Here is a 20,914-nt window from a genome sequence, read left to right on the forward strand (position 1 = left end):
TGGGGGCGCCTGCCCTCCGGTCGGTGGGGCGCCCCATCTCAGGTGCGTGGGGCGCCGCCTCTCCGGTGGGCGGGGCGGGGCCGCGCCGGTACATCCGCCCGTCGCAGGCCGGGCGTGCACCCTGGTCACCAGGGTGAACCTGCGCTTCCTGCCCGACCCGCGACGGGCAGCTGATGTACCGACACGGCCCCTTCGGTGAGAGGGCGACTGCGGGCCCTACCGATTGCGGTGCGGCCGGCTCCAGCTGTGGACAGGTGTGCCCCCGTGCCGGTCCCGGCCATTGACGGGCCGGGAGCCGCTCTCTAGCCTCATCCTCATACGTGGATAGCGTCTACATATGGAGATGGCATGCCTACGGACACGGAGGCCGACGTCGTCGCACGGCTGCGGAGCGGAATGGCGCACGGAGTGCTGTCGTTCCCGCTCACCAGCTTTCACGACGACGGCTCCCTCGACCTCGACGGCTTCCGCGCCCACCTCGAGACCCAGCTCGCCACCCGGCCCGGCGCCGTCTTCCCGGCCTGCGGCACCGGGGAGTTCTTCTCCCTGGACGAGGACGAGTACCGCCAGGTCGTCACCGCCGCGGTGGAGGTGACGGCGGGCCGGGTGCCCGTCGTGGCCGGGACCGGGTACGGCTGGGCGCAGGCCGCCCGGTTCGCCCGCCTCGCCGAGGACGCCGGCGCCGACGCCCTGCTCGTCCTGCCGCACTACCTCGTCGCCGCCCCGCAGGACGGACTCGTCGCCCAGCTGGAGAAGTTGGCGGCACGGACCACGCTGCCGCTGATCGCCTACCAGCGCGGGCAGGTCGCCTTCACCCCCGCCTCGCTGCGCCGGATCGCCCGCATCCCCGGGGTCGTCGGGCTCAAGGACGGGCACAGCGACCTCGACCGGCTCCAGCGGCTGACCCTCGCCGCACCCGAGGGCTTCCTGTTCTTCAACGGCGCCGCCACCGCGGAGATCCAGGCCCGCGCGTACGCCGCCGTCGGCGTGCCCGCGTACTCGTCGGCCGTGCACGCCTTCGCCCCCGAGATCGCCGACCTCTTCTTCGCCGCCCACCGGCGCGGTGACGACGCCGTCATGGACCGGCTGCTGCGCGAGTTCTACGTCCCCTTCGTCGAACTGCGCGACCGGCGGACCGGCTACGCCGTCTCGCTCGTGAAGGCCGCCGCCCGGCTGCGCGGACATCCCGTCGGCCCCGTACGCGCCCCGCTCACCGACCCCTCGCCCGCCGACCTCGCCGACCTGGAGGCCCTGCTCACCGCCGGGCTGCGGCTCGCGTCCGCCCACGCCCCCGTGGGAGCCGCCCTGTGACGCGCGACCTGACCGTCACCGAGGTCCGGCTGACCCCGGTCCTGGTCGCCGACCCGCCGCTGCTCAACACCCAGGGAGTGCACCAGCCGTACACACCCCGCCTGATCGTGGAGGTCGTCACCGCGGACGGCGTCACCGGTGTCGGCGAGACGTACGGCGACAGCAAGTACCTGGAGCTCGCCCGGCCCTTCGCCGCGCGGCTGGTGGGGCGGCAGGTCTCCGACCTCAACGGCCTGTTCACGGTTGCGGACGCGGTGGCCGTCGACCGGGAGCGGGTCGACGACAAGGTCGACGTCGGCGGGCTGCGCGGCGTGCAGACCGCCGGCAAACTGCGGCTGTCGGTCGTCTCCGGCTTCGAGGTGGCCTGTCTGGACGCCCTCGGCAAGGCCCTCGGGCTGCCCGTGCACGCGCTGCTCGGCGGCAAGGTGCGGGACGCGGTGGAGTACAGCGCGTACCTCTTCTACAAGTGGGCCGGGCACCCCGCGGGCGTCGCGGCGGAGCAGGACGACTGGGGCGCCGCCCTCGACCCGGCCGGAGTCGTCGCGCAGGCGCGGAAGTTCACCGAGCGCCACGGATTCACCTCCTTCAAGCTCAAGGGCGGGGTCTTCCCGCCCGAGGAGGAGATCGCCGCCGTACGCGCCCTCGCCAAGGCCTTCCCCGGGCATCCGCTGCGGCTCGACCCCAACGGCGCCTGGTCGGTGGCGACTTCGCTGCGGGTCGCGGACGAGCTGGGTGACGTGCTCGAGTACCTGGAGGATCCGGCGCTCGGCACGCCCGCCATGGCCGAGGTCGCGGCGAGGGCGAAGGTGCCGCTCGCCACCAACATGTGCGTGACCACCTTCGCGGAGATCCCGGAGGCGTTCACCCGGGGAGCCGTCCAGGTCGTGCTCAGCGACCACCACTACTGGGGCGGCCTGCGCAGCACCCGCGAACTCGCCGCCATGTGCCGCACGTTCGGCGTCGACGTGTCCATGCACTCCAACACCCACCTGGGCATCTCGCTCGCCGCCATGACCCACGTCGCGTCGACCGTCCCCGGCCTGCGCCACGCCTGCGACTCGCACTATCCCTGGCAGTCCGAGGACGTACTCACCGAGCGCCTCACCTTCGAGAACGGCTCGGTCGCCGTGTCCGACGCACCGGGACTCGGAGTCGAACTCGACCGCGCCAGGCTGGAGTTCCTGCACCGGCGCTGGCTCGACGACGACGGAACGCTGCGCGACCGCGACGACGCGGCCGCCATGCGGGTCGCCGACCCGGGATGGGTCACCCCCGCCGTCCCCCGCTGGTAGACCCCACCCGGGGCGGCGGACGCGGCGTCCGGATCCGGACACGCCCGGCCGCCTCCCCGGGATCGCGGCGACGCACCGAAGGACCCGCGCCCCGCCCGAAGCGGCCCGGCACGCCCGCGCCGACCAGGCCCGACACAGACCGCGGCGTCCCCGGGGTGACCGGGCCCGAAGCGACGGGAGTGGCACACTGGCCTGAATCCGCACCACGCCAGGGAGCCCACCGTGATCGCGTCCGACGGAGAGGGACCGCACCGCCAGGCCCACGTCGACCCGCTCGCCGGGCTGCGCACCCCGCACGACCCGCCGTGCGACGTCTACCTCACGGGCACCGTCTTCCTCGACATCGTCTTCACCGGCCTCGACACCGCCCCGGTGCGCGGGACCGAGTCCTGGGCCCGCGGCATGGGGTCCAGCCCCGGCGGCGTCGCCAACATGGCCACCGCCCTCGCCCGCCTCGGGCTGCGTACGTCCCTGGCCGCGGCCTTCGGCGACGACCACTACGGGGAGTACTGCTGGGACGCCCTGGAACAGGGCGAGGGCATCGACCTCGGCCCCTCCCGCACCGTCCCCGGCTGGCACTCGCCGGTCACCGTGTCGATGGCCTACGAGGGCGAGCGGACGATGGTCAGCCACGGGCACGAGCCGCCCCCGGAGGAACCCGCTCCCGACCACGCCCCACGCGCGCGTGCCGCCGTCGCCTCGCTGATCCCCGGCACCGGCGCACCGTGGATCGCCGAGGCTGCCCGCGCCGGCACCCACATCTTCGCCGACGTCGGCTGGGACGACACCGGCCGCTGGGACCTCGCCGGACTCACCGACCTCCGGCACTGCGAGGCCTTCCTGCCGAACGCCGAGGAGGCCATGCGCTACACCGGCGCCGACTGCCCCCGCGCCGCCGCCCACGCGCTGACCGAACACGTACCGCTCGCCGTGGTCACCCTCGGCGCGGAGGGCGCGTACGCCGTGGACGGCCGCACCGGCGAGAGCGCCGTGGTCCCGGCGATCGCCGTGGAGGCACTGGACCCCACCGGCGCCGGTGACGTCTTCGTCGCCGGTTTCGTCACCGGCACACTCGCCGGCTGGCCCCTCGCCGACCGGCTCGCCTTCGCCGGGCTGACCGCCGCGCTCTCCGTCCAGGAGTTCGGCGGCTCCCTCTCGGCGCCCGGCTGGTCCGAGATCGCCGCCTGGTGGCGCCGCGTCCAGTCCGTCGACGACCAGGCCCCCGCCGCCCTCACCCGGTACGCCTTCCTGGAGGACCTCATCCCCGAGGTGAGCAGACCGTGGCCGCTGCGCCGGGCCGTCCCCACGATCGGTTTCCGCGGCTCCGCCTGACACGGGTGCGACGGGTGTGGAAAAGGCCTACGGCGTTGTCGGTGCACCGACGTACCCTTGGCAGAGCGAGGGCGGCCCACGCCGAGCGGCCCCGGTACGAGGAGGACGAGCAAGGCCTACAGAGCCGGCCCATGACTGACACACCCACAGTGCACGACCCCGCACAGGGGCAGGCGAGAGCGCAGTTCACCGTTCCGGCCGCGCACCCCATGGTGACCGTGCTGGGCTCCGGGGACGCGCTGCTCCGCGTGATCGAGAAGGCCTTCCCGGCGGCCGACATCCATGTCCGGGGCAACGAGGTCAGCGCGACCGGCGACGCGGGTGAAGTCGCGCTCGTCCAGCGCCTGTTCGACGAGATGATGCTCGTGCTCCGCACGGGACAGCCGATGACGGAGGACGCAGTGGAACGCTCGATCGCCATGCTCAGGGCGAGCGAGAACGGGGAGGGCGACGGCGAGGAGACCCCCGCCGAGGTGCTCACACAGAACATCCTGTCCTCGCGCGGCCGCACCATCCGCCCCAAGACGCTCAACCAGAAGCGGTACGTCGACGCCATCGACAAGCACACCGTCGTCTTCGGCATCGGCCCCGCGGGCACCGGCAAGACCTACCTGGCCATGGCCAAGGCGGTCCAGGCACTGCAGTCCAAGCAGGTCAACCGGATCATCCTCACCCGCCCCGCGGTCGAGGCCGGCGAACGCCTCGGCTTCCTGCCCGGCACGCTCTACGAGAAGATCGACCCGTACCTGCGCCCCCTGTACGACGCGCTGCACGACATGCTGGACCCGGACTCGATCCCGAAGCTGATGGCCTCGGGCACGATCGAGGTCGCCCCGCTGGCGTACATGCGTGGAAGGGCGCAACCGGTCTTCACGAACGTCCTCACACCGGACGGCTGGCGCCCCATCGGCGACCTCCGGGTCGGTGATCTCGTCATCGGTTCCAACGGCGAGCCGACCCCGGTCCTCGGCGTGTACCCGCAGGGCGAGAAGGACGTCTACCGCGTCACCGCGCAGGACGGCTCCTGGACCCTGTGCTGCGGCGAGCACCTGTGGACGGTCCGTACCGCCTCCGACAAGCGCCGGAACAAACCGTGGCGGGTCCTGGAGACCCAGGACATGATCGGCAACCTGCGGGCTGCGCACGCCTGCAGGTACGAACTGCCGATGCTCACGGCTCCGGTGTGCTTCCCGGAGCGCGACGTGCCGATGGATCCGTACGCGCTGGGCCTGCTGCTGGGCGACGGATGCCTGACGGGTTCCACGACTCCCTCCTTCTCCACGGCGGACCGAGAGCTGGCCGAAGCGCTGGACGCGGCGCTGCCCGGTGTCGCGGTGCGGCACAGGAGCGGCCCCGACTACGTCCTCAACCGGATCAAGTCGCCCGGTGACGTGATCACGCTGGAGAACCCCGTCACGCGAGTCCTGCGGGAGCTGGACCTGCTGCGTACACGGTCGCACAGCAAGTCCGTGCCGGACGACTACCTGTACAACTCGGCCGAGGTGCGGTTGGCGCTCCTCCAGGGCCTGCTCGACTCCGACGGTGGTCCGGTCACGCAGAAGGACCGCACCTGCCGCATCCAGTACACGACCACGTCGATTCTGCTGCGTGACGACGTGATCTCGCTGGTGCAGTCGCTGGGCGGTGTCGCGTACACCCGCCGACGGGCGGCTGAGGGCAGGCGGCCCAGCACGGTCAACGGCCGTGACGTCCGGTTCAACCGTGATGCCCACATCGTCGACATCCGGCTTCCGGAGGAGATCGAACCGTTCCGGCTGACCCGCAAGCGTGACACGTACCGGGCGGCAGGGGGCGGCGGGCGCCCCATGCGATTCATCGACAGTATCGAGCCCGCGGGGCGCGAGGAGACCGTCTGCATCCAGGTGGCAGCCGAGGACTCGCTGTACGTCACACAGGACCATCTGCTGACGCACAACACCCTCAATGACGCCTTCATCATCCTGGACGAGGCTCAGAACACGAGCCCCGAGCAGATGAAGATGTTCCTCACCCGGCTCGGCTTCGAGTCGAAGATCGTGATCACGGGTGACGTGACGCAGGTGGACCTCCCGAGCGGGACGAAGTCCGGTCTGCGGCAGGTCCAGGACATCCTGGAGGGCCTCGACGACGTCCACTTCTCGCGCCTGACGTCCCACGACGTCGTCCGGCACAAGCTGGTCGGCCGTATCGTCGACGCGTACGAGAAGTACGACAGCACGCACGGCACCGAGAACGGCACGCACAAGAGCCGCGGCACAGCCGGACCCAAGGGGAAGTAGAACCGCACGACCATGTCGATCGACGTCAACAACGAGTCCGGAACCGAGGTCGACGAGCAGGCGATCCTCGACATCGCCCGCTACGCGCTCGCGCGGATGCGCATCCACCCGCTCTCCGAGCTCTCGGTGATCGCCGTGGACGCCGACGCCATGGAGCAGCTGCACATCCAGTGGATGGACCTGCCCGGGCCCACGGACGTCATGTCCTTCCCGATGGACGAGCTGCGTCCGCCGGCGAAGGACGACGACGAGCCCCCGCAGGGCCTGCTCGGCGACATCGTGCTCTGCCCGGAGGTCGCGGAGCGGCAGGGCAAGGACGCCCCGACGCAGCACTCCATGGACGAGGAGCTCCAGCTCCTGACCGTCCACGGAGTGCTGCACCTCCTCGGCTACGACCACGAGGAGCCGGACGAGAAGGCCGAGATGTTCGGGCTGCAGGCGGCCATCGTGGACGGCTGGCGCACGGAGAAGGGCCTGACCGGCCCCTCCCCGGCCCCGACCGTCTCCTAGGGGCGGGGCCTCATGAGTCCTCAGCTCGTCACCGGTGCCATCGCGCTCGTCGTCGTCGCCTGGCTCGCCGCCTGCGCGGAGGCGGGCATCGCGCGCGTCTCCAGCTTCCGCGCGGAGGAGGCCGTCCGCGGCGGGCGGCGCGGCAGTGCCAAGCTCGCGCAGGTCGCAGCCGACCCGACCCGCTATCTGAACGTCGCCCTGCTGGTGCGCATCACGTGCGAGATGGCCGCCGCCGCCCTCGTCACGTACGCGTGTCTGAAGGAGTTCGACAAGACCTGGCAGGCCCTCGCGGTCGCCATCGGCGTGATGGTCCTCGTCAGTTACGTGGCGGTCGGGGTGTCCCCGCGCACCATCGGCCGCCAGCACCCCATGAACACGGCGACCGCGGCCGCCTACGTGCTGCTGCCGCTGGCGCGGGTCATGGGGCCCATCCCGCCCCTGCTGATCCTCATCGGCAACGCGCTCACGCCCGGAAAGGGCTTCCGCCGCGGCCCGTTCGCCTCCGAGGCCGAGCTGCGCGCGCTCGTCGACCTCGCCGAGAAGGAGTCCCTCATCGAGGACGAGGAGCGCCGCATGGTGCACTCCGTCTTCGAGCTGGGCGACACCCTCGTCCGCGAGGTGATGGTGCCGCGCACCGACCTCGTCGTCATCGAGCGCTACAAGACCATCCGGCAGGCGTTGACGCTCGCCCTGCGCTCCGGCTTCTCGCGCATCCCGGTCACCGGGGAGAGCGAGGACGACGTCGTCGGGATCGTGTACTTGAAGGACCTGGCGCGCAAGACGCACATCAGCCGGGACGCGGAGAACGAGCTGGTGTCCACGGCGATGCGGCCCGCCGCCTTCGTGCCCGACACGAAGAACGCGGGCGACCTGCTCCGCGAGATGCAGCAGGAACGCAACCACGTCGCCGTGGTCATCGACGAGTACGGCGGCACGGCCGGGATCGTCACCATCGAGGACATCCTGGAGGAGATCGTCGGCGAGATCACCGACGAGTACGACCGCGAGCTGCCCCCCGTCGACGAACTGGGCGAGGACCGCTACCGGGTGACGGCCCGTCTGGACATCGGGGACCTCGGTGAGCTGTACGGCTTCGAGGCGTACGACGACGAGGACGTGGAGACGGTCGGCGGGCTGCTGGCCAAGGCGCTCGGCCGGGTGCCCATCGCCGGTGCCTCCGCCGCGGTGGAACTCCCCGACGGCCGGGAACTGCGGCTCACCGCGGAGGACTCCGCCGGCCGGCGCAACAAGATCGTGACGGTGCTCGTGGAGCCGGTGAGCGAGGACCGGGTGCCGGAGGAGGAGGTGGTGGCGGAGTGACGCCCCAGGCGCTGCGCGCGTTCTGCCTCTCCTTCAACGCGACCGTCGAAGAGTTCCCTTTCAATCCGGACACGTCCGTCTTCAAGGTGCTCGGCAAGCTCTTCGCGCTCACGAACCTGGACGGGCGACCGCTCAGGGTCAACCTGAAGTGCGACCCCGACGACGCGGTCCGGCTGCGCGAGGAGCATCCCGGCCTGATCGCCCCCGGGTACCACATGAACAAGCGGCACTGGAACACCGTGACGGTGGACGGCGCCCTCCCGGACCGCCTGGTGAGGGAGCTGATCGAGGACTCGTACGACCTGGTGGTCGCCGGTCTGCCGAAGTCCGAGCGGCTCCGGCTCGACCGGCCCTGAGGCCTCTGTCCGACGGGTCGATAAGCTCCTCGTATGACCGAGACTCCCGCCCTCGATCCCGAGGACCGCAAGATCGTCACCCTGGCCCGTTCCGCCCGGGCCCGCAACGGTGTGCCCGAGGGGGCCGCCGTACGGGACGAGACCGGACGGACGTATGTCGCCGGGACCGTCGGCCTGGACTCCCTGAAGCTGAGCGCGCTGCAGACCGCGGTGGCGATGGCGGTGGCGTCGGGGGCGACGTCGCTGGAGGCGGCGGCGGTCGTGACGGACGCGGAGGCCGCGTCCGCGGAGGATCTGGCGGCGGTGCGGGATCTCGGGGGGCCCGGGACGCCGGTGCTGGTCGCCGGGGGCGACGGGGTGGTTCGGGCGACCGTCAGCGCGGGCTGAACCAACCCCGGGGGTGCGGCCTCTTTCGGAGGTCCCCACCTGCGGGTCTTTCCCCGCCGGTGGCGGGACCGCGGGTGGGGCTTCTGCGCCCCGGCTTTCTTTTCGGACGCCGGAGGGCCGGACTTCACCCCTCCGCGAGAGCCGGGCCGCCGGGCCGGGTCAGAGGGCGTCCGGGCCTCGTTCGTCGGTGCGGACGCGGACCACCGTCTCCACCGGGACCGACCAGACCTTGCCGTCGCCGATCTTGCCGGTGTGGGCCGCCTTGACGATCGCGTCGATCGCGGCGTCCGCGTCGGCGTCCCCGACGACGACCTCGATGCGGACCTTCGGGACGAGGTCGACCCGGTACTCGGCGCCGCGGTACACCTCCGTGTGGCCGCGCTGACGCCCGTACCCGCTGGCCTCCGTGACGGTCATGCCGTTCACGCCGAGTTCCTGGAGGGCGGTCTTGACCTCGTCGAGGCGGTACGGCTTGACGATGGCGGTGATCAGTTTCATGCCTGGGCCTTGACCTTCTGGGCGTGGAGGACGGACGACGACACCGGGGCGCCGTGCCCCAGAACCCCGTGATCGTAAGCGGTCTCGGCGTGCACCGTAAGGTCGAGACCCGTCTGCTCCTGCTCCTCGTCGGCGCGGAAGCCCAGCAGCCTGTCGATCAGCTTCCCGAGCCCGTACGTGACGACGAAGGCGTACGCCCCGACGGCCAGAACGGCGACCAGCTGCCTGCCGAGCTGGCCGAACCCGCCGCCGTAGAGCAGCCCCTCGGCGCCCTTGGTCATCGACTCCGTCGCGAAGACGCCGATGAGGAGGGTGCCGATGACACCGCCGACGAGGTGGACGCCGACCACGTCGAGCGAGTCGTCGTAGTTCAGCTTGAACTTCCAGCCCACCGCGTACGAGCAGACGACACCGGCGGCGAGGCCGACGACGAGGGCGCCCAGCAGGGAGACCGAGCCGCAGGACGGAGTGATCGCGACGAGACCGGCGACGGCGCCGGACGCCGATCCCAGCGTGGTGGGGTGCCCGTCGCGGCGCTGCTCCACGACGAGCCAGCCCAGCAGGCCGGTGCAGCCGGCGGCGAGGGTGTTGAGGAACGCGGCGGCGGCGAGACCGTTCGCGCCGAGTGCCGAACCCGCGTTGAAGCCGAACCAGCCGAACCAGAGCAGACCGGCGCCCAGCATGACCATGGGCAGGTTGTGCGGCCGCATGGCGTCCTTCTTGAAGCCCAGGCGCGGGCCGAGGACCAGGCACAGGGCGAGTCCCGAGGCGCCGGAGGTGATCTCGACGGGCAGTCCGCCCGCGAAGTCCAGCGCGCCCAGTGCGTCGAGGATCCAGCCGCCCGGGCCCCACACCCAGTGGGCGACGGGAACGTATACGAGCAGCGCCCACAGCGGTACGAAGACCAGCCACGCCCCGAACTTCGCCCGGTCGGCGATCGCACCGCTGATCAGCGCGGCCGTGATGATCGCGAAGGTCAGCTGGAAGGTGGCGAAGAGGAGGGTGGGGACCGTGCCCTGGACGCTGTCCGGGCCGAGGTCCGCCATCCCGGCGTGCTTCAGGCCGCCGATCAGCCCGCCGAAGGCGTCGTCGCCGAACGCGAGTGAGTAGCCGGCGGCCAGCCACACGACCGTGACCAGGGCGATCGACACGAAGCTCATCATCAGCATGTTGAGGACGCTCTTCGTGCGGACCATGCCGCCGTAGAACAGGGCGAGGCCCGGGGTCATCAGCAGGACGAGCGCGGTGGCGGCGAGCAGCCAGGCGGTGTCGCCGGTGTCGAGGTGCGGGGCGGCCAGGATCACAGTCTCTCCAGCGGTGCGGGGCGGCGTCCGACGTGCGGGGGCGTCGTCAGAGGGTCACCGGCCCGCGTTTCGGGTCGCGCACACGCACGTTTCCGGCGTGTTTCGTGTTGCGCGGGCGTTTCCGGGACCTCACCGGCCGCAGCCCGGGGGCGGGCCGGGTGATCCCGGCGGGGAAGTCCTTGGGAACCTTGGTACGGCGGCCGCCCGACGATCAGGGACAATGGGCGCCATGAGCGTTCGTACCGAGTCATCCGAGCCGTCCGAGGCCACACACCGCGCCGGCTTCGCCTGCTTCGTGGGCCGTCCCAACGCGGGCAAGTCCACCCTCACGAATGCTCTGGTCGGCCAGAAGGTGGCGATCACCGCGAACCAGCCGCAGACCACCCGGCACACGGTGCGCGGCATCGTGCACCGGCCGGACGCGCAGCTGATCCTGGTGGACACCCCCGGGCTGCACAAGCCGCGCACGCTCCTCGGCGAGCGGCTCAACGACGTCGTACGCACGACCTGGGCCGAGGTCGACGTGATCGGTTTCTGTCTGCCGGCGAACGAGAAGCTGGGCCCCGGCGACCGCTTCATCGCGAAGGAGCTGGCGTCGATCAAGAAGACGCCGAAGATCGCGATCGTCACGAAGACCGACCTCGTGGACAGCAAGACGCTCGCCGAGCAGCTCATCGCGATCGACCAGCTCGGCACGGAGCTCGGCTTCGAGTGGGCGGAGATCGTGCCGGTGTCCGCGGTCGCCGACGACCAGGTCGGTCTGCTGTCCGACCTGCTGGTCCCGCTCCTCCCGAAGGGCCCGGCGCTCTATCCGGAGGGCGACCTCACCGACGAGCCCGAGCAGGTCATGGTGGCGGAGCTGATCCGCGAGGCCGCGCTGGAGGGCGTGCGCGACGAGCTGCCGCACTCCATCGCCGTCGTCGTCGAGGAGATGCTGCCCCGCGAGGACCGGCCCGCCGACAAGCCGCTCCTCGACATCCACGCCTTCGTCTACATCGAGCGGCCCAGCCAGAAGGGCATCGTCATCGGCCCGAAGGGCAAGCGGCTCAAGGAGGTCGGCATCAAGTCCCGCAAGCAGATCGAGGCGCTGCTGGGCACGCCGGTCTTCCTCGACCTGCACGTGAAGGTCGCCAAGGACTGGCAGCGGGACCCGCGGCAGCTGCGCAAGCTCGGGTTCTGAGGTCCCCGGGCCGGGAGGCTCCGGCCCGTTCCCGAGCCGACCCGCCGCCCGCCGCGCCCGCCGCTGTGGACGACGGGGGCCGCGGGCGTCCTCCGGCACGCGCCCGCAGGAGGAACCCCGGCCCTAACTCTGGTCGGCGGGTTCCGCGATCAGGGCCGTGGCGACCCGGCGGAATCCCAGCCGGCCGTACATGCGGGCCACGTCGTCGTCCCCGGCCGACAGGAACACGGTGCCGACGCCGCGGGCCTCGGCGTCGGCCACCAGGGCGGCGGTGACGGCGAGCCCCACGCCGCGCCGGCGGGCGGACGGCAGGGTGCCCACGCCCGCCACCTCGGTCACCGGGCCGACCGGCAGGTGCATCCCGGAGCAGAGCGCGACGCCGTTCTCGATCGCGGCGGCCAGCACGGTGCGGCCCGCCCGGATCCGGTCGGCGGCGCCGGGCACGTCACCGGCGCGCGCGGTGGTCTCGGCGGCCAGTTCGGCCGGCCCGGCCTCGCCGACGGCGGTGCCGGGGGCCGCGAAGGCCAGGTGCGGCAGCGCGAGGGCACTGGCCAGGAACGGGTCGTCCGGTCCGAGGACGCGGACGAGGGGGTGCGGGGCGGGCAGGGTGACGTCGGTGTCCCGGACCATCAGCGGATGCTCGTGCACCCGCAGCCCGGACGCCTCGACGGCCTCCCGCAGCCCCGGCGTCACCTCCGCCACCCACTCGAACGCCTCGGGCACGCCGAGTTCGCGCTGCCGGGCCCTGACCCGGCCGACGTCCTCGGCGGTGGCCGCGGGTCCCTGCCACCCGAGCGCGGGCCGCGCGTAGTACGGCCAGCCGGGACCCTCCCGTACGAACAGGGTGAGCGGTCCGAAGTCCTCCGCCCGGGCGGCGGCGCGCGGTACCGAGTCGTAGTAGTGCTCGAGAGGGCCGAGAGACTGGTGAGGGGTGGTCATGATCCCCCATCCAAGACCACGGGCACCGGTCGGGGCATCCGATATCCGGTCCGCTCCCGGCCGTCTCTTCGGGCGGGTGTTCCGGCGCCGTCATCCCCGCGCCCGCAGGGCCTCCCGCAGCCAGTGGTACGACGCCTTCGGTGTCCGCTCCAGCGTGTCGCGGTCGACGTGGACCAGGCCGAAGCGGCGCGCGTACCCCTCCGCCCACTCGAAGTTGTCGAGCAGCGACCACACGAAGTAGCCGCGGACGTCGACGCCCGCCTCCGACGCCCGGTGCAGCGCGCGGACATGGCCGTCCAGGAAGGCGATCCGCTCCTGGTCGTCCAGCCCCTCGTACGAGCAGCCGTTCTCGGTGACGACCACCGGCGGGAGCCGGTCGCCGTAGCGCTCGGCGAAACCGGTGAGCAGCTCGGTCAGTGCCTCCGGGACCACCGGCCAGCCGAAGTCCGTGACGGGGTAGCCCTCCAGTTCTCGTACCGAGAAGGGGAGTTCGGCCGGCAGCGTCAGTCCGCCGAACTCGATCTCCGCGCCCTCGGGGGCACCCACCTTCGTCGGCTGGTAGTAGTTGATCCCGTACCAGTCCAGCGGCTCGGCGATGACCTTCAGGTCCGCCCCGACGTCCCCCGGCAGCAGGTCGGCGATGCCCTCCGGGTAGCTCCCGAGCAGCAGGGGGTCCGCGAACAGGCGGTTGAGGAGGACGTCGTAGAAGTCGGCGGCCGCCACGTCCTCGGGACGGTCCGAGGCCGCCCAGGTCGGTCCGTGCGAGTTGGCGATCCCGATGTCCACCGCGCCGCCCGCGCGCAGCGCCCGTACCGCGAGACCGTGTGCCAGCAGCTGGTGGTGGGCCACCGGCAGCGCGTCGAACAGCAGCCGCTCACCCGGGGCGTGGGCGCCGAGCGCGTGGCCCAGCAGGGTGTGCTCGGCCGGTTCGTTGAGAGTGATCCACTTGTCCACGCGGTCGCCGAGGCGGGCGACGACGGCCGACACGTACTCGGCGAACCGGGAGGCGGTGTCGCGGTCCAGCCAGTCCAGCTCCAGCGGGAGGTCCCAGTGGAAGAGCGTCGGCACGGGGCGTACGCCCGCCTCCCGGAGCTCGTCGACCAGCCGGTCGTAGAAGTCCAGGCCGCCCGGGGAGTTCACCCGCGGCCAGGACACCGAGAAGCGGTACGCGTCCACTCCGAGGTCGCGCAGGAGGGCCACGTCCTCGCGGTAGCGGTGGTAGTGGTCGCAGGCCACCGCCGCCGTCGAGCCGTCCTTCACCCGGCCCGGCTCGGCGGTGAACGCGTCCCACACGGAGGGGCCGCGCCGGTCGGCCGCCCCCTCGATCTGGTGGGCCGAGGTGGACACGCCCCAGAGGAAGCCGGGCGGGAACTGCGGAAGGGGGTTCGTCGCCATGCGCGCGATCATCCGTACCGGCGGTGAGGGAAGTCAACGGGCGGGCACGGTCTGCGAGTTGCCCCATCTCCCCAGGCGTGCGCGGGGACCACGGGTCCGCCGCCTTCCTTCAGCGCGCGGGGCCCCGCTTCACGCACCTTCCTTCAGCGCGCGGGGACCCCGCGCTACGCACCCTCCTTCAGCACGTGGGAGATCAGCTCGCGCTGCTCCTCCGTCAGCAGCGGGTCGGCCGCGTACACCGTCCTCCCGTCCACCGTGATCTCGTAGGCGAAGCCGTCCGGCACCCCGGGCGCGGGCGTGCCCCGGCCGGCGGCGACCGCCCGCTCGGCCAGGGTCTGCCACGCGCAGGCATCGGCCCGCCCCGAGGTGTCCACCTCCGCGCACCGCTCGATCCCTGCGAACCCGCCCGTGCGCCGTACCTGAATACGCATGGGTCCTGTCTAGTACGAAAGCGTCCGGCGGGCCACGGCTACAGGGTGCGCACCCCGACCTGTTCCCACGCCTTGGACACGGCCTGGTACTCCTCGCCGTCCCCGTAGCGGGCGCGCGCCGCGGCGACGGTCAGGGTGGCGAAGTCGGCGAACAGCGCGTCCGTACGCAGCTCCCCGCCGGTCAGGACGTCGTACCAGATCTGTCCGGCGCGCTCCCAGGCGTGGCCGCCGAGGGCCTGGGCCGCGAGGCAGAAGGCGTGGTTGGGGATGCCGGAGTTGATGTGCACGCCGCCGTTGTCGCGGCCGGTGCGGACGTAGCCGTCCATCGTCCCGGGCTGCGGGTCCTTGCCGAGCACGTCGTCGTCGTAGGCCGTGCCGGGCTCCTTCATGGAGCGCAGTGCCCTGCCGGTGACGCGCGGGGCGAGCAGGCCCGCGCCGATCAGCCAGTCCGCCTCGGCGGCCGTCTGGCCGAGGGTGTACTGCTTGATGAGGGAGCCGAAGACGTCCGACATGGACTCGTTCAGGGCGCCCGGCTGGCCGAAGTACGTGAGGTTCGCCGTGTACTGGGTGACGCCGTGGGTCAGTTCGTGGCCGATGACGTCGACCGGGATGGTGAAGTCGAGGAAGATCTCCCCGTCCCCGTCGCCGAACACCATCTGCTCGCCGTTCCAGAACGCGTTGTTGTAGTCCCGGTCGAAGTGCACGGTGGCGTTCAGGGGCAGGCCCGCACCGTCGACCGAGTCGCGGGCGTACGCCTGGAGGTAGAGGTCGAAGGTGGCGCCGAGGCCCGCGTACGCCCGGTTGACCGTGGCGTCCGCGCCGGGTTCGTCGCCCTCGCCGCGCGCCTTCCTGCCGGGCAGGTCCTGGTGGTGGCGGGCGTCGTAGACCGTCCGGTGGGCCCTGCCGCTCTCCGCCTGCGGCGGTGCGGCCGCCGCGGGGGCGCCGAGGACCGTGGTCAGCCGGCGGTGGGTGCGTTCGAGGGCGTCGCGCTCCAGGGTGCGGCGCGCGGGTCCGGCGAGAGCGGGGTCCTCGTGGCGGGCGAGCGCGTCGAGGACGTGGGGCGGCACGATGGTGCAGAAGACAGGCTCGAGGCCTGCTCGATTGGCGGTCATGCGGGCACGTTCGCACTGCGTCACGCACCTGTCACCACCCGCAACCATGATTGGTGAAAAAGGGGCGATAAGGAGCCTCTGCGTCCACTCCCATGTGGTATAGCGCACCTTTTGTCCGTTACGGCCGAGCGGTCCCGCATACTGATACAGGCCCCCGCACGGAGCGCGGCTCGGCTAGGCTGCGGAGCATCATGCATTTCGGGCTGCTTCTTCTTAGCTGCCGCGGCGAGGGCCTGTAGTCGAGGCCGACCCCCTCCCCGCGGAGTCTGGCGTTGCGCCGTCGGCCGTCCATTCGGACACCTTCGAGGAGCCCTCGCATCATGCCGAACCGTCAGCAGCCCACCTCCATGCCGGTCCACAAGTACCGCCCGTACGACCAGGTCGACATCCCCGACCGGACGTGGCCGGACAACCAAATCACCGTCGCCCCCCGCTGGCTCTCCACCGACCTGCGTGACGGCAACCAGGCGCTGATCGACCCCATGTCGCCCGCCCGCAAGCGCGAGATGTTCGACCTGCTGGTGAAGATGGGCTACAAGGAGATCGAGGTCGGCTTCCCCGCCTCCGGCCAGACGGACTTCGACTTCGTCCGCTCGATCATCGAGGACGAGACCGCGATCCCCGACGACGTGACGATCTCCGTGCTGACCCAGGCCCGCGAGGACCTGATCGAGCGGACCGTCGAGTCCCTGGTCGGCGCCAGGCGGGCCACCGTCCACCTGTACAACGCCACGGCCCCCGTCTTCCGCCGGGTCGTCTTCCGCGGCTCCCGGGACGAGATCAAGCAGATCGCCGTCGACGGCACCCGGCTGGTCGTCGAGTACGCCGAGAAGCTGCTCGACGAGCGCACCGCCTTCGGCTACCAGTACAGCCCCGAGATCTTCACCGACACCGAGCTGGACTTCGCCCTGGAGGTCTGCGAGGCCGTCATGGACGTCTGGCAGCCGGGCCCGGACCGCGAGATCATCCTCAACCTGCCCGCCACGGTGGAGCGTTCGACCCCCTCGACGCACGCGGACCGCTTCGAGTGGATGAGCCGCAACCTGACCCGCCGCGAGTACGTCTGCCTCTCCGTCCACCCGCACAACGACCGCGGTACTGCGGTCGCGGCGGCCGAGCTGGCGCTGATGGCCGGCGCCGACCGCATCGAGGGCTGCCTGTTCGGCCAGGGCGAGCGCACCGGCAACGTCGATCTGGTCACCCTGGGCATGAACCTGTTCTCGCAGGGTGTCGACCCGCAGATCGACTTCTCGGAGATCGACGAGATCCGCCGCACCGCCGAGTACTGCAACCAGATGGAGGTCCACGCCCGCCACCCGTACGTCGGTGACCTCGTCTACACCTCCTTCTCCGGCTCCCACCAGGACGCCATCAAGAAGGGCTTCGACGCCATGGAGGCCGACGCGGCCGCCAGGGGCGTCACCGTCGACGACATCGAGTGGGCGGTCCCGTACCTGCCGATCGACCCGAAGGACGTCGGCCGCTCCTACGAGGCCGTCATCCGCGTCAACTCGCAGTCCGGCAAGGGCGGCATCGCGTACGTCCTGAAGAACGACCACAAGCTGGACCTGCCGCGCCGGATGCAGATCGAGTTCTCGAAGATCATCCAGGCCAAGACGGACGCCGAGGGCGGCGAGGTCACCCCGAAGGACATCTGGGCGATCTTCCAGGACGAGTACCTGCCGAACCCGGAGAACCCCTGGGGCCGTATCCAGGTCAAGACCGGTCAGACCACGACGGACAAGGACGGCGTGGACACGCTGACCGTCGAGGCGTCGGTCGACGGCGTCGACACCGTCCTGACCGGCACCGGCAACGGTCCCATCTCCGCGTTCTTCGACGCCCTGCAGTCCGTCGGCATCGACGTACGGCTGCTGGACTACACCGAGCACACGATGAGCGAGGGCGCGTCCGCGCAGGCCGCCTCGTACATCGAGTGCGCCATCGACGGCAAGGTCATGTGGGGAATCGGCATCGACGCGAATACGACACGTGCCTCGCTGAAGGCCGTCGTCTCCGCCGTCAACCGCACGGCTCGCTGACGAGCCTGACCGGCGCCTTTCGGGGCCCGTCCCGCCTGACGAGGCGGAACGGGCCCCGTCGTTTACCGGCCAAACCCGGGCCGGGGCACGCAGAGGTCCCGCCCGGGGTACTGACTCCGCGTCGGCAATGTGGCTAACATCACGCCAACGCGGCGATGCTGCCGCGGGGTTACGGAGGTGCGACGTGCTGCCAGGATGGGGACGAAACGACCGTGTTGTCCGCGTTGGTCGTGTATCCCGCGTTCTAGGCATCCGCACCGCGTGGACCGCCGCCGGCGACGGCGAGTTCTTCTGCCCCGGCTGCGGGGGCGACCGCAACTACCAGCGGCTGACCGGCCGCCGCCGCTTCACCCTCCTCGGCGTCCCGCTCCTCGCCCGCGGCGAGACCGGCCCCGTCGTCGAATGCGCCGCCTGCCGCGGGCACTTCGGCACCGACGTCCTCGACCACCCCACCACGACCCGGTTCTCGGCGATGCTCCGCGACGCCGTGCACACGGTCGCGCTCGCGATCCTCGCGGCGGGCGGCACCTGCTCCCGCGCCGCCCTGGAGACCGCGGCCGCCGCGGTGCGCGCCGCCGGCTTCGACGACTGCACCGAGGAGCAGCTGAACGCCCTCGTGGAGGCCCTCGCCGCCGACACGGGCCGCTTCTTCGGCGAACCGTGCGGGGCGGGGCTGGCCATCGAGCTCCACGAGGCCCTCGACCCGCTGGCACCGCACCTCGCCGCCGTCGGCAGGGAGGCGGTCCTGCTCCAGGGCGCCCGCATCGCCCTGGCCGACGGGCCCTACACGCCGGCCGAGCGGGACGTCCTCGCCACGGTCGGCGCGGCGCTCACGATCTGCTCGGACGACGTGACCCGGCTGCTGGCGGCGGCGCGTACGCCGTCCTAGGGCTTCGCGCGCCGGCCCCCGCGTGCGGGACCCGGTCAACACGCCGTACGTGTGCGGGTGTTGCCGAGCCGTCGGGGGCGCAGTAGCTTCACCGGGGCCACAGACATCCCACGTCCCATGTCCCTCGCAGCCCCGGGAGCGTCATGTCCCTCACGAGCCGTACGACGGCGTCGGCCGCGGCCGTAGGAATCCTCGCCGCCCTCGCGGTCACCGGAGCGGGGGCCGACGCCGCGTCCGCCGCCCCGGCCGCCGCACGGGGCTGCACCTCGTCCGTGCCCTACACCGCGGGCCGGGACGGCTACGACACCTACCGCGTCCCGGCGACCCTCAGGACGCCGGCCGGTACCGTGCTCGCCTTCGCCGAGGGCAGGCACAACGGCGCGGGCGACACCGGCGACATCGACGTCGTCCTCAGGCGCTCCTCCGACGGCGGCTGTACCTGGGGGCCGCTGCGCGTAGTCGCCGCCGGGAACGGCGACACCCGGGGCAACCCGGCACCCGTGATCGACCCGCGGACCGGCCGGATCGTCCTCGTCACCTCGTACAACGGCGGAACCGTCACCGAGGCGCAGATCATGCGCGGGGAGGTGACGCCCGCGCGGAGCCGCCGCGTCTTCGTGCAGACGAGCCGCGACGACGGGCGCCGCTTCTCGGCCCCGCGCGACATCACGGCGCAGGCGAAGCGGCCGGACTGGCGGTGGTACGCGACAGGGCCGGGACACGCGGTCGCCCTCACCCGCGGGCCGCACGCCGGGCGCCTGGTCGTGCCGTCCAACCACTCCGCCGCGCCGCCCGAGGGCTCCGCCGACTCCGGCCAGGAGGCCAGGTACTACGGCGCCCACGCCCTGCTGAGCGACGACGGCGGCCGCAGCTGGCGGCCGGGCTACGTCGACGACTCCTACGACGGGCACGACAACGCCAACGAGAGCAGCGCCGCCGAACTGGCCGACGGGCGGCTCTACTTCAGCGCCCGGGACCAGAACGGGACCGGCGCGGGCAACCGGCTCGACAGCTACTCCAGCGACGGCGGGCGGACGCTGGACCGGCCGTACGCCGTGCAGTCCACCCTGGACGACGTGCCGGTCGTCCAGGGCAGCGTGCTGCGACTGAGCGGGGCGAACGGCCCGCTGCTCTTCTCGGGGCCCTCCGTCCCGAACGCCCGGCAGGCGATGGCCCTCTGGCGCAGCGGGGACGCCGGGGCGACCTTCGTCCGGGCGGTGACGCTCTCGCAGCGCCGGGCGGCGTACTCCGACCTCGTGCAGCTGAGTGCCGGCAGGGTCGGCGTGCTGTACGAGACGGGTACGGCGGGACCGTACGAGACGATCGAGTTCCGCCGGGTGCCGCTGAGCGGTTAGCGCCGGCTGGCCTTCCGGCGCCGGGGCGGAGAACCCCTCACAGCAGCCCCGCCGCCGCCAGGTACTTCCCCACCCGCTCCACCTCCGCCTCCGACAGGGGCACCTGCGGCTCCGCCGTGGCCGGGCACGCGATGACGCCCCGGAGGTGCAGCGCCGCCTTGAACGCGCCGAGCGCCGACGAGCTGCCCCCCATCCGGGCGGGATCCCCGACCCCCACCATCCCGAACAGCGCGCACAACCGCTCCTGCTCGGCCCGCGCCCCCGCCCGGTCGCCCTCCCGGCAGAGCCGGTCCAGCCGTACGTACCCGGCGGGATCGACGTTCCCGAGGCCGGGCACCACGCCGTCCGCCCCCAGCGCGAGCGCGGAGTCGGCGATCAGCTCGGAGCCGGTCAGGACCGTGAAGCGGGCGATGTCCGGGTGCGCGCGGGCGCCGAGCACGACCGTGCGGAAGGCGGCGAGGTCGCCGCTGGAGTCCTTGAGACCGGCCAGGGTGCCGTCGGCGGCGAGTTCGAGGACCAGCTCGGCGGACAGCTTGGTGTGGACGCCGACGGGGAGGTCGTAGGCGAAGACCGGCACCGGCGAGCGGGCGGCGAGCAGCCGGTAGTGGCGGGCGATCTCGGCGGGATGGGTGCGGGTGTAGAAGGGCGCGGTGGCCACGACGGCGTCCGCGCCGGCCGCGGTGACGGCCGCGACGTGGTCGAGGACGCGGGGGGTCGTCATGTCGATGACCCCGGCGAGGACGGGCAGCCCGCCGGCGACATGACCGGCCACGGTCTCCACGACCAGTCTGCGCTGCGCGTCCGTCAGATACGCCGCCTCCGACGTCGAGCCGAGGACGAACAGCGCGTGCACCCCGCCCGCCACCAGATGGTCCACCAGCGCGACGAGCGAGCGGACGTCCACCTCGCCGTCCGGTGTCAGGGGCGTGCAGACGGGCGGTACGACACCGCGCAGCAGGGCGGGGATCGACATCGGTGCTCC

General features: G+C 72.1%; 19 protein-coding genes. 12 read left to right on the forward strand and 7 right to left on the reverse strand.

Annotated elements, in window-relative coordinates; translation table 11 throughout:
• Window positions 1–348 precede the first annotated feature (348 nt).
• From AC069T_RS24560 to AC069T_RS24595, 8 genes are all read left to right on the forward strand, one after another.
• A complete protein-coding gene (locus AC069T_RS24560) occupies window positions 349–1,311 on the forward strand; it encodes a 5-dehydro-4-deoxyglucarate dehydratase (protein WP_478784763.1) in 963 nt (320 codons plus the stop codon).
• Window positions 1,308–2,603: a glucarate dehydratase family protein gene (locus AC069T_RS24565; protein WP_478784764.1), complete on the forward strand. Its 1,296-nt coding sequence runs from the start codon at window positions 1,308–1,310 to the stop codon at window positions 2,601–2,603. Before AC069T_RS24560 ends, AC069T_RS24565 begins: the two co-directional genes overlap by 4 nt.
• Before the next feature lie 222 nt (window positions 2,604–2,825).
• A complete protein-coding gene (locus AC069T_RS24570; RefSeq protein ID WP_478784765.1) occupies window positions 2,826–3,935 on the forward strand; it encodes a carbohydrate kinase family protein in 1,110 nt (369 codons plus the stop codon).
• Between the two features lie 131 nt (window positions 3,936–4,066).
• The gene (locus tag AC069T_RS24575) at window positions 4,067–6,214 is read left to right on the forward strand and encodes a PhoH family protein (protein WP_478784766.1); all 2,148 of its coding nucleotides are present in this window, start codon (window positions 4,067–4,069) and stop codon (window positions 6,212–6,214) included.
• A 12-nt stretch (window positions 6,215–6,226) separates the two neighbouring features.
• Window positions 6,227–6,724, forward strand: a complete 498-nt coding sequence (ybeY, locus tag AC069T_RS24580) for an rRNA maturation RNase YbeY (RefSeq protein ID WP_476751619.1) — start codon at window positions 6,227–6,229, stop codon at window positions 6,722–6,724.
• A 12-nt stretch (window positions 6,725–6,736) separates the two neighbouring features.
• On the forward strand, window positions 6,737–8,044 hold the full coding sequence (locus tag AC069T_RS24585; protein WP_478784767.1) for a hemolysin family protein: 1,308 nt from the start codon (window positions 6,737–6,739) through the stop codon (window positions 8,042–8,044).
• Window positions 8,041–8,400, forward strand: a complete 360-nt coding sequence (locus AC069T_RS24590; protein WP_478784768.1) for an MmcQ/YjbR family DNA-binding protein — start codon at window positions 8,041–8,043, stop codon at window positions 8,398–8,400. Before AC069T_RS24585 ends, AC069T_RS24590 begins: the two co-directional genes overlap by 4 nt.
• Before the next feature lie 33 nt (window positions 8,401–8,433).
• Window positions 8,434–8,787, forward strand: a complete 354-nt coding sequence (locus tag AC069T_RS24595) for a cytidine deaminase (RefSeq protein ID WP_388783203.1) — start codon at window positions 8,434–8,436, stop codon at window positions 8,785–8,787.
• A 159-nt stretch (window positions 8,788–8,946) separates the two neighbouring features.
• Here the strand turns inward: AC069T_RS24595 and AC069T_RS24600 are convergent, their stop codons facing one another.
• Both AC069T_RS24600 and AC069T_RS24605 read right to left on the reverse strand, forming a co-directional pair.
• A complete protein-coding gene (locus AC069T_RS24600) occupies window positions 8,947–9,285 on the reverse strand; it encodes a P-II family nitrogen regulator (protein ID WP_358851044.1) in 339 nt (112 codons plus the stop codon).
• Window positions 9,282–10,589, reverse strand: a complete 1,308-nt coding sequence (locus AC069T_RS24605) for an ammonium transporter (RefSeq protein WP_478784769.1) — start codon at window positions 10,587–10,589, stop codon at window positions 9,282–9,284. The genes AC069T_RS24600 and AC069T_RS24605 overlap by 4 nt, the downstream gene beginning before the upstream one ends.
• A 220-nt stretch (window positions 10,590–10,809) precedes the next feature.
• Between AC069T_RS24605 and era the strand changes: the two genes are divergently transcribed.
• Window positions 10,810–11,769, forward strand: coding sequence for a GTPase Era (era, locus tag AC069T_RS24610; RefSeq protein WP_358851046.1), 960 nt, complete (start codon window positions 10,810–10,812; stop codon window positions 11,767–11,769).
• A gap of 123 nt (window positions 11,770–11,892) precedes the next feature.
• Here the strand turns inward: era and AC069T_RS24615 are convergent, their stop codons facing one another.
• The 4 genes from AC069T_RS24615 to AC069T_RS24630 form a co-directional block, all read right to left on the reverse strand.
• Complete coding sequence (locus tag AC069T_RS24615) at window positions 11,893–12,708, reverse strand: GNAT family N-acetyltransferase (protein WP_478784770.1); 816 nt, start codon at window positions 12,706–12,708, stop codon at window positions 11,893–11,895.
• 90 nt (window positions 12,709–12,798) lie between these two features.
• The gene (locus AC069T_RS24620; RefSeq protein WP_478784771.1) at window positions 12,799–14,115 is read right to left on the reverse strand and encodes a GH1 family beta-glucosidase; all 1,317 of its coding nucleotides are present in this window, start codon (window positions 14,113–14,115) and stop codon (window positions 12,799–12,801) included.
• A 152-nt stretch (window positions 14,116–14,267) separates the two neighbouring features.
• Complete coding sequence (locus tag AC069T_RS24625; RefSeq protein ID WP_478784772.1) at window positions 14,268–14,534, reverse strand: protealysin inhibitor emfourin; 267 nt, start codon at window positions 14,532–14,534, stop codon at window positions 14,268–14,270.
• Window positions 14,535–14,572: 38 nt separating this feature from the next.
• On the reverse strand, window positions 14,573–15,646 hold the full coding sequence (locus AC069T_RS24630) for a M4 family metallopeptidase (RefSeq protein WP_478784773.1): 1,074 nt from the start codon (window positions 15,644–15,646) through the stop codon (window positions 14,573–14,575).
• Window positions 15,647–15,966: 320 nt separating this feature from the next.
• Between AC069T_RS24630 and leuA the strand changes: the two genes are divergently transcribed.
• From leuA to AC069T_RS24645, 3 genes are all read left to right on the forward strand, one after another.
• Window positions 15,967–17,688 carry a 2-isopropylmalate synthase gene (gene leuA / locus AC069T_RS24635; RefSeq protein WP_478784774.1) on the forward strand — a complete coding sequence of 574 codons (1,722 nt, stop codon included), beginning with the start codon at window positions 15,967–15,969 and terminating at the stop codon, window positions 17,686–17,688.
• A 184-nt stretch (window positions 17,689–17,872) separates the two neighbouring features.
• Window positions 17,873–18,577 carry a TerB family tellurite resistance protein gene (locus AC069T_RS24640; protein ID WP_478784775.1) on the forward strand — a complete coding sequence of 235 codons (705 nt, stop codon included), beginning with the start codon at window positions 17,873–17,875 and terminating at the stop codon, window positions 18,575–18,577.
• A gap of 143 nt (window positions 18,578–18,720) precedes the next feature.
• Window positions 18,721–19,932 (forward strand): sialidase family protein, encoded by a 1,212-nt coding sequence (locus AC069T_RS24645; RefSeq protein WP_478784776.1) that lies wholly within the window; start codon window positions 18,721–18,723, stop codon window positions 19,930–19,932.
• 37 nt (window positions 19,933–19,969) lie between these two features.
• Here AC069T_RS24645 and AC069T_RS24650 read toward each other — a convergent pair whose 3' ends face one another.
• Complete coding sequence (locus tag AC069T_RS24650; protein WP_478784777.1) at window positions 19,970–20,905, reverse strand: dihydrodipicolinate synthase family protein; 936 nt, start codon at window positions 20,903–20,905, stop codon at window positions 19,970–19,972.
• Window positions 20,906–20,914: the final 9 nt, after the last annotated feature.

It is taken from the genome of Streptomyces sp. NPDC043867, from assembly GCF_056435845.1.

Bases quoted from the DNA above. Each gene is read 5' to 3' on its own strand.
- AC069T_RS24560 (WP_478784763.1), top strand. From the start codon at position 349: ATGCCTACGGACACGGAGGCCGACGTCGTCGCACGGCTGCGGAGCGGA.
- AC069T_RS24575 (WP_478784766.1), top strand. From the start codon at position 4,067: ATGACTGACACACCCACAGTGCACGACCCCGCACAGGGGCAGGCGAGA.
- ybeY (WP_476751619.1), top strand. From the start codon at position 6,227: ATGTCGATCGACGTCAACAACGAGTCCGGAACCGAGGTCGACGAGCAG.
- AC069T_RS24585 (WP_478784767.1), top strand. From the start codon at position 6,737: ATGAGTCCTCAGCTCGTCACCGGTGCCATCGCGCTCGTCGTCGTCGCC.
- AC069T_RS24595 (WP_388783203.1), top strand. From the start codon at position 8,434: ATGACCGAGACTCCCGCCCTCGATCCCGAGGACCGCAAGATCGTCACC.
- AC069T_RS24600 (WP_358851044.1), bottom strand. From the start codon at position 9,285: ATGAAACTGATCACCGCCATCGTCAAGCCGTACCGCCTCGACGAGGTC.
- era (WP_358851046.1), top strand. From the start codon at position 10,810: ATGGGCGCCATGAGCGTTCGTACCGAGTCATCCGAGCCGTCCGAGGCC.
- AC069T_RS24615 (WP_478784770.1), bottom strand. From the start codon at position 12,708: ATGACCACCCCTCACCAGTCTCTCGGCCCTCTCGAGCACTACTACGAC.
- AC069T_RS24620 (WP_478784771.1), bottom strand. From the start codon at position 14,115: ATGATCGCGCGCATGGCGACGAACCCCCTTCCGCAGTTCCCGCCCGGC.
- AC069T_RS24625 (WP_478784772.1), bottom strand. From the start codon at position 14,534: ATGCGTATTCAGGTACGGCGCACGGGCGGGTTCGCAGGGATCGAGCGG.
- AC069T_RS24630 (WP_478784773.1), bottom strand. From the start codon at position 15,646: ATGACCGCCAATCGAGCAGGCCTCGAGCCTGTCTTCTGCACCATCGTG.
- leuA (WP_478784774.1), top strand. From the start codon at position 15,967: ATGCCGAACCGTCAGCAGCCCACCTCCATGCCGGTCCACAAGTACCGC.
- AC069T_RS24645 (WP_478784776.1), top strand. From the start codon at position 18,721: ATGTCCCTCACGAGCCGTACGACGGCGTCGGCCGCGGCCGTAGGAATC.
- AC069T_RS24650 (WP_478784777.1), bottom strand. From the start codon at position 20,905: ATGTCGATCCCCGCCCTGCTGCGCGGTGTCGTACCGCCCGTCTGCACG.